This window comes from Microseira wollei NIES-4236 (assembly GCF_020521235.1).
Lineage (GTDB): Bacteria > Cyanobacteriota > Cyanobacteriia > Cyanobacteriales > Aerosakkonemataceae > Microseira > Microseira wollei.
Map to the genome: position 1 here is coordinate 1 of NZ_BLAY01000293.1, position 7,584 is coordinate 7,584.

The following is a 7,584-nucleotide window of genomic DNA, read 5'->3' on the forward strand; positions in this document are numbered from 1 at the left end:
TCATTCACCCTCAGAGCAGTTCTGCATGAAGCCAGAAACGGTTAGCCAGATAGCTATTGATGAGCGAAAAGCTAACTTTAATTCCTGGCCTGAATCCCCGTCTCTTTAGAGCGGGGTGTGGCTCAAAAAAACGTTCATTCAAAACGCGGTGAACCAAGAAACGCCAGATCCCTTCTTTGTCTGGTTTAACTCAACCCGGATGCATTTCTATACCCACATTAAGGATGAGGTAAAGGGAATCAGCGGTCAGGACTTCTACAATGATGCCATGGTAGAACACGACGGTCATGTGGGACAGCTACTCAAGCTGCTTGATGATCTACATATTGCTAACGATACGATCGTGATCTACACCACAGACAACGGCCCTCACAACAACCAATGGCCTGATGGAGGTCTAACCCCCTTCCGAGGCGAGAAGAACACCAACTGGGAAGGTGCCTACCGCGTTCCAGCTTTGGTTCGCTGGCCTGGTCACATCCCACCAGGAACTGTGTCTCACGAGATTTTCTCGCACTTGGATTGGGTGCCGACGCTGATGGCGGCAGCAACAGGGGATTACAGCAACTTCGATCGTCGGGCTGATTTCAAAGACTTGCTGAAGCAGGATTGTCCGGCGGATGAGTCCACAAATCTCTGTGAAACCTATCTAGATGGATACAATCAACTCCCTTACTTAATTGGGAAAGAACCAGCACAGCGCAAGGAATTCATCTACTTCAACGATGATGCTCAACTAGTGGGGGTTCGGCTTGACGATTGGAAAGTAGTCTTTGCGGAACAACTATCCCACGGGTTCGATGTTTGGCGGGATCCCTTTGTGAAGCTGCGGCTAGGGAAAATCTTTAACCTGCGTCGAGATCCTTACGAACGGGCAGATACGGATTCTAATAACTACAACGAATGGTGGTCTCGTCGGGCCTATTTCCTCCTGCCAGCCAATACTTTTGTTAAGAAATTCCTGGGGACCTTTGAACAGTATCCTCCCAGTCAGCGTCCCTTTAAAGTGGATCTTGACAAGATGGTTGACGATATCATTGACAAACTTCCTGAATAAAGTTCCTAAAATTCAGGACGTGGCTATTAACTAGGAGATAGCCTTTTGGATTTGTGATGTTAGATTGAGGGTTTTTGCTTAGTCAGAAGTTTGCCAATCTAGCCGATCGTCCATTCAATTGACAGGGTATTTATTACCTCTTCTATGTTTTCCCTGGGAACAAGTTCGGTTGTGTTATAGCAACCGCCACAGCGGTTAGGACATTCTAAGGTCGCAAATTTTAACAAGGGGCTTAAGCCCCTTGTCCTAAGCGCCTTGGCGGTTGCTATATCGCTTCCTCTAACACACCTTCTTAGTGAGTCTGTAGGGTGGGAATTTCCTCCCCTACAGATTGATGGACTAACTTAACATCACTGAGCCTTTCTTTCATCAACCTGAGTTCGACGTAAGATACTTCTCAAAGAAAGAATCAGGGTTTCAGTCTCCGATGGTACAGGGAAAATTAATGCTTCCAGTTTAGATCGAACTCAGGTTCATCAAAATTCATTTACCCAGTGAGTAAATCGCAAGTATGAATAGTAAGACCCTCAGAAATTTAATTTCCTGCTGCTTATCCTGCTTCGTTTTGATCGGCGCAATAAGCTGCCCTGCCGCAATGGCTGAAGAACTTTCTGTCCTTCCTTCCTGGCAAGATGGAGAAATCAAGAACACCATTATTAAGTTCGTCGCAGATGTGAAAAATCCGAAAAATATTAATTTCGTTGAGGCGAAAGATCGCATCGCTGTTTTCGACAATGATGGCACTCTCTGGACCGAAAAACCCTGCTATTTCCAAGAGTCCTTTATCCGTTATAGTCAACACCAACCTAATTGTTCTGAAAAAGCGGAGAAAGGAGCTACTTCTTTGACAGTAGAAGAACTGATCCCTATGGATGGTCAGGTTAAGGAGGGTATGACTGTAGACGAATATAAAGCAGAAGCTCGGAATTTTTTAACTACGAGCAAGCATGAACGTTTTGATCGTCCTTACGTTGAATTGACCTTCAAACCGATGATCGAATTACTCGATTATCTGCGGCAAAATGATTTTCAAGTTTATATTTCTTCCGGTGGCGGTATCGATTTTATTCGCTCCTTTGCGGAAGATGCTTATAGCGTTCCACCGCAAAATGTAATTGGTTCAGCTATTCTCACCAAGTTTGAATTGCGAGAGGGAAAGCCAGTTTTGGTGCGTATTAATGAATTAGTGAAGCCCATGAACGATAAAAAAGGAAAGCCTGTAGGAATCGAGCGTTATATTGGCAAAAGACCAATTATGGCTGTCGGCAATTCCGACGGGGATTTGCAAATGTTGCAGTATACAGATGATCACCAAGGTCACGATTTAATGATGCTGGTTCACCATGACGATCCCGATCGGGAATATCAATATGACGAGGGTGCTGAGTGCGCTCTCACTGAGGCAGATGTGCGTGGTTGGAGTGTCATTAGCATGAAAAATGACTTCATCAAAGTTTTTGGTTGGGAATGATCGTGTTTCCTATCGGCATTAGACCTCTTGCAAAAGTCGGTTTTTGGCTGTAGGGGTGAAGCATTGGCGCGACTAAATCACTGGTAAAATCAGGATTTTTATCCGCCAATGCTTCACCCTTCTCAGATTTATGCAAGAGGTCTATTGAACTGAACTACTGAAAACGAAACCTCATAAACAACATTCCACAACATTGACTATTGTTTATGAGGTTTTTTTACACTGAATGTTATCCGGGATCTTCCCTTTCACCTTAAATCATGAGGTTTCTATGTTCAAACAAATTGGGAAAATCACAAAACTTTCGTGTTTATTGTCAACGAAAAGAGGAGGCGCAATTCTTGCCCTAACGATGGTCTGTTGTTTAGTGTCGATTCTATTCCTGAGCTTCCCTACCCCCTTGAATGCTGCACCTATTAATTCTGCCTCCTCAGATACTGTCTGTCCTAGAGGCATGGTTTTGATTCCCAAAGGCACTTTCACCATCGGTTCAGATACCTACTATCCCTCAGAGCATTCCGCAGCGGATGTGACGGTGGATAGTTTTTGTATCGATCGCCACGAAGTCACTAACGCAGAGTTTCGTAAGTTTGTCGCAGCTACAGGTTACCAAACGATTGCGGAACGCGCCTTATCCAAAGAACAATTTCCAGACTTAACCGATGAACAACGACAACCTGGTTCCCTCGTCTTTGTGCCTCCCAAGGAAGGGATACAACAGGTTGCTTATTTAAGTTGGTGGCATTGGGTAGTCGGCGCCAACTGGCAACATCCCTATGGTTCAGATAGCAACATTGTCGGTAAAGATAACTATCCTGTAGTTCATATTGCCTATGATGATGCCGTTGCTTATGCCAATTGGGTTGGCAAATCTCTCCCCTCAGAAGCGCAGTGGGAATATGCAGCACGAGGTGGTCTTCAAAATCAAGATTTTGCTTGGGGTAATCAATATTCTGCTAAAAAAGCCAATACTTGGCAAGGTTTATTTCCCTTCTTCAACACCAAAGAGGATGGTCATTTAGGGACTGCACCTGTGGAATCCTTTCCTCCCAATGGCTATGGACTCTATGACATGACAGGAAATGTTTGGGAATTAACCTCAGATTGGTATAGTGTGGGACACTCGGGCAAAACTCATAGTCTCAACCCCCTCGGACCTGACAAAACCGCCAGTTTCGATCCGAACAAACCCAGTGAAGGTGCTTTGCATGTGATTAAAGGTGGCTCTTTCCTCTGTGCCAAGAATTACTGTAGTCGTTATCGACCGGCAGCGCGGGAGTCTCAAGCCCCCGATACCGGAACAACGCACATTGGGTTTCGCTTAGTCACATCATCGACCGTTGCATCGGAATGATCGGCCTTTCTTGGTAATTGCTAATTGCTAATTGCTAATTGCTAATTGGGAAAAAGCCCCTACAGGTCGTAATTCCGATGCAACGGTCAACGATATCATATCATCTCCGGTGGGATCTTGATATTCCCACGGGTGAACCAGAAGGGACCCCCGGAATGACCCAATCCCACGGTCCGGGGATTTTGCCAAGGATTTGATTCAGGTTGACACGGATTGGGCACTTCTTTTGCCTGGCGATTTATATCATGTGCGTTGAATCACCCGTAATAAAAACCTTCTCTTGTGCGTTGTCTTGTAGGGAACATCAATTGGTTACAGCGGATTGCAGCCGTATGAGGTACACCTTGGCAGCAGTGTGCGGGCAGCGCACACTGCTGCCAAGCCCAAGGGCTGTACCTCACACGAAAAGCAATCCGCTGTAAAAGTTTTTTCACGCAGCTGTTGGATGTTCCCTACTCCTAATTCAGGGTAATCGACCGGACATGATATTACGCAAAGACACTAAATAACGCAAGTTGCTAGTTACATCAAGCGGTACTGGTAATGGCTAATGGCTAATGGCTAATGGGTAGTTGTCAAGAAGGCAAAAGCCTGTTAACCCAATTAGCAAGCTTGCAAGCTTGCTAGCTTGCAATTACCGCCACAAGTTATAACTAGCAACTTGGGTTAAATATATTGTGATGGTGCCGTACTCTGCGCGAAGAGACCACCCTACATATATAAACTTTGCCTAAGTCCTGATTGCCATACCCCTGAAGAATTGAAAAGTTTGGAGAAGTCTAAGGTTTGAAGGCGATTTCAACCACTAATAACCCAAGTTGCTAGTTATGACTATCGTGGGTTGCTCGCATTGCAAGCTTGCCAGCTTGCTGATGGGAATATTTTTCGGTTCTCCCAGCCATTAGCTATTAGCCATTAGCCTGTCTTGGGCCCTAAAAAGATAACTAGCAACTTGCGTTAATATCGTTTCCGTTTGCATCGTAATTACGACCTGTAGGGGCTTTTATTGCAATTAGCAAGCTGGCAATTACCAATTAGCAATTACCAATAAAGCTAATGATTCCGATGCAACCGGATTTGATATAACTAACAACTTGGTTGAATAACTTGCCCAAATCAAAGATATATAACCCAAGTTGCTAGTTACATCGAGCCAAACCAACCCGGTTTCTCTGAAAAATCGCGGGTTTGACGCTAAAGAAACAAAGGGCGATCTGAAAAATCGTGGGTAATACAGCGAGAAATCTACTCAGAAACCCGGTTTCTGACTGAGGTAATGGCCTTCCCAGGCAGACCCGTGGCCACGAGGGTAATTGTCAATACTGCATCCCATTTTCATCCAATTACCAATTAGCTATTAGCCATTAGCACTGGCACAATTTAATCGGTAATTTTCCATACTGCATCCCATTTTAATTTAATTAACAATTAGCTATTAGCCATTAGCACTGGCACAATTTATAACTCGGATTAAATATATTATCATCCCTTGATTTCCCTGTCAACCATCTGACGGGAATTAAACAGATATTAACCTAAAATAAATTTATTGTAAGTGTTGTTAACGATGATTGCGGTTAGCTGAAGATTGGCATAATCGTGCTAGATTTTGCATCAGATGAATTTCTCTGATCTCGAAAATATGACCGGGATCTAAGGAGTTTATTGTCATGACTTGTTCCATCAAAATAGGGATCGCAATGGGGATGTCCCTATGGCTTGTCTTGACTATTAGCTGGAAAGATTAGCATGAGGAAAATCAAATACAACCATGGCTAATAACTCGATAAATAACTCAAGTTGTTAGTTTTGGTAGTTGCTTCGCGATCGCATCGTCAATCGTGCCTCCGGGTGGGCAATGCCCGCGCTACAAATATGGCGATGTTTTACTTTGTGAAATTGATGTAGGAGTCAAATATGGTTTCTAAATTTGCGGCGAATTGGAACAACGATGGAAGCGTGCAAGCCAGTGCGCCCCGATGGGCTGCTTTACGTGCAGACATGCAGAGCGCCTTCCCCACCTACTATTCCACAGATACCTCGGATCCCTTTGCCTATCTGGTGGGTGAGGCAATTCGTTATCTCGATCGCCTCAAGCCGCCCAAACCCACTTCTTCCCCCGCAACAACCCCAGGCTATCTGGGGGGCGATCCCTCTGGTCCTCACTATGGCGATGTTACCAAAGCCAGACTGGGGGAAAACATGGCTCCGGTGTCGGAGGTGCTGCAACAAGCTGCCGATCTATTTAAGGGAATGCCCAACTGGAACCATCCGCTGGTGATGGCGAACGTGATTCCGCCTGCTAACACCGCTGCGATCGTTGCCGCGATGATGACCCAGGTTTTTAGCCCCAACATCATTGAAGGGGAATATGCCTGGGATGTGGAGCGGACTGAAATGGAGACCTCTGCAATCCTGGCGGATCTGATTGGCTGGGATACAAACGAGGCAGGTGGTCTGTTCACCTTTGGCGGATCGGGCTGCTATTTTTATGGCATTAAATACGCTTTGACCAGTTGTTTGGGCATGGATTCCCGGTGTAATGGCATTCGCACCGATGCCAAGGTGTTGGTGTCTCAGCAGGGTCACTACTGCAAAATGAATTCCACAGACTGGACTGGTCTGGGTATGGAGAACTTCATCGAGATCGACACCGATGAGACCAATGCAATGGATTTTGAACACCTGGAATCGGTGGTGCGAGAACTCCATGCTGCGGGAACACCGATTGCTGCGATCGTCTGCACAATGGGCACAACCGATGCTTTTGCGGTCGATCCGATCGACAAAGTGAGAGACTTGGTGGATGAACTCTATCCCCTGGACAAGCATTCCGACGGTGTTGGACGACCCCTGATCTACGCCGACGCAGTGATTGGGTGGTCTTGGCTCACCTTCAAAGGGTATGACTTCCAGGCGAATCCCTTGGGCTTTGCACCAAAGGTTTTAGCTGATATCCTGAAAAACTACAACGCCATCAGCAAAGTAGTCCACGCCGATGCCATTGGCTGCGATTTCCACAAGACAGGTTGGTCAACCTACAATTGCAGCGTCGTTATGGTTCGCGATCTGCATCGCTTCCAAGAACTCCTGAGTCGCCCGGGTTCCGCCTATCTCCAAGCTCGCACCTGCTACAACCCCGGACTCTATACCTTGGAAGTTTCCCGTTCCGGATCTTACTCAATGGCAGCCTGGGCGACGCTGAAGTTCATGGGCTATGAGGGATTTCGCTCGATTCTGGGAGGCATCCTAGAACTGCAACACTACCTGCGCCATGAGGTGATTAAGCAGGAGCCAACGGTAGTCTGTGTCAACGAAGAAGATTCAGGCTTCGTCACCCTGTTCCGGGTGTACAAAAAGGGAGTTGATGCAGAAGCTCAATACAACAGGGAGTTGACCAATCCCGCTGCTCTGACAGAACTGGAAGCCAATAACGAATTGCAGAAAAATGTGGCAGATCTGCTCTGGCAGTGGCACCGGGAAGGTAAGTTGCTCGAAGGCAGTTACGCGCCCTACATCAGCTACACCAGTGGTTTCCGTCCCACGGATTATCCAGATGAGAACGTTGAACCTGAATTCATCTGTCTTCCCTCCTGGAGACTCCCGCCATAACGGTACGACCTTTGGCGGTGAGAGGAAAGGAGGGGCAAGGTCTATGCCGCATACGAATAACCATCCTTTTTGTGAATAGCTGTGCAAGCT

4 protein-coding genes are annotated in these 7,584 nt (G+C 46.3%); all 4 read left to right on the forward strand.

Translation table 11 applies throughout. The annotated features are described in order from the left end of the window. The first annotated feature begins 148 nt into the window (after positions 1 to 148). The 4 genes from MiSe_RS46170 to MiSe_RS46185 all read left to right on the forward strand — a co-directional run bounded on the left by MiSe_RS46170 (position 149) and on the right by MiSe_RS46185 (position 7,494). Complete coding sequence (locus tag MiSe_RS46170; RefSeq protein ID WP_226593625.1) at positions 149 to 1,057, forward strand: sulfatase-like hydrolase/transferase; 909 nt, start codon at positions 149 to 151, stop codon at positions 1,055 to 1,057. Positions 1,058 to 1,652: 595 nt separating this feature from the next. Continuing rightward, positions 1,653 to 2,528 carry an HAD family hydrolase gene (locus tag MiSe_RS46175; RefSeq protein ID WP_226593627.1) on the forward strand — a complete coding sequence of 292 codons (876 nt, stop codon included), beginning with the start codon at positions 1,653 to 1,655 and terminating at the stop codon, positions 2,526 to 2,528. A 352-nt stretch (positions 2,529 to 2,880) separates the two neighbouring features. Further along, entirely contained in the window at positions 2,881 to 3,882 is a 1,002-nt protein-coding gene (locus tag MiSe_RS46180; protein WP_444980641.1) for a formylglycine-generating enzyme family protein, read from the forward strand. Positions 3,883 to 5,799: 1,917 nt separating this feature from the next. Then, a complete protein-coding gene (locus MiSe_RS46185) occupies positions 5,800 to 7,494 on the forward strand; it encodes a pyridoxal phosphate-dependent decarboxylase family protein (protein ID WP_226593631.1) in 1,695 nt (564 codons plus the stop codon). Positions 7,495 to 7,584: the final 90 nt, after the last annotated feature.

What these genes read in the sequence shown, in the direction of transcription:
- MiSe_RS46185 (WP_226593631.1), top strand. Translation starts at nt 5,800, where the DNA reads ATGGTTTCTAAATTTGCGGCGAATTGGAACAACGATGGAAGCGTGCAA.
- MiSe_RS46175 (WP_226593627.1), top strand. Translation starts at nt 1,653, where the DNA reads ATGGCTGAAGAACTTTCTGTCCTTCCTTCCTGGCAAGATGGAGAAATC.
- MiSe_RS46180 (WP_444980641.1), top strand. Translation starts at nt 2,881, where the DNA reads ATGGTCTGTTGTTTAGTGTCGATTCTATTCCTGAGCTTCCCTACCCCC.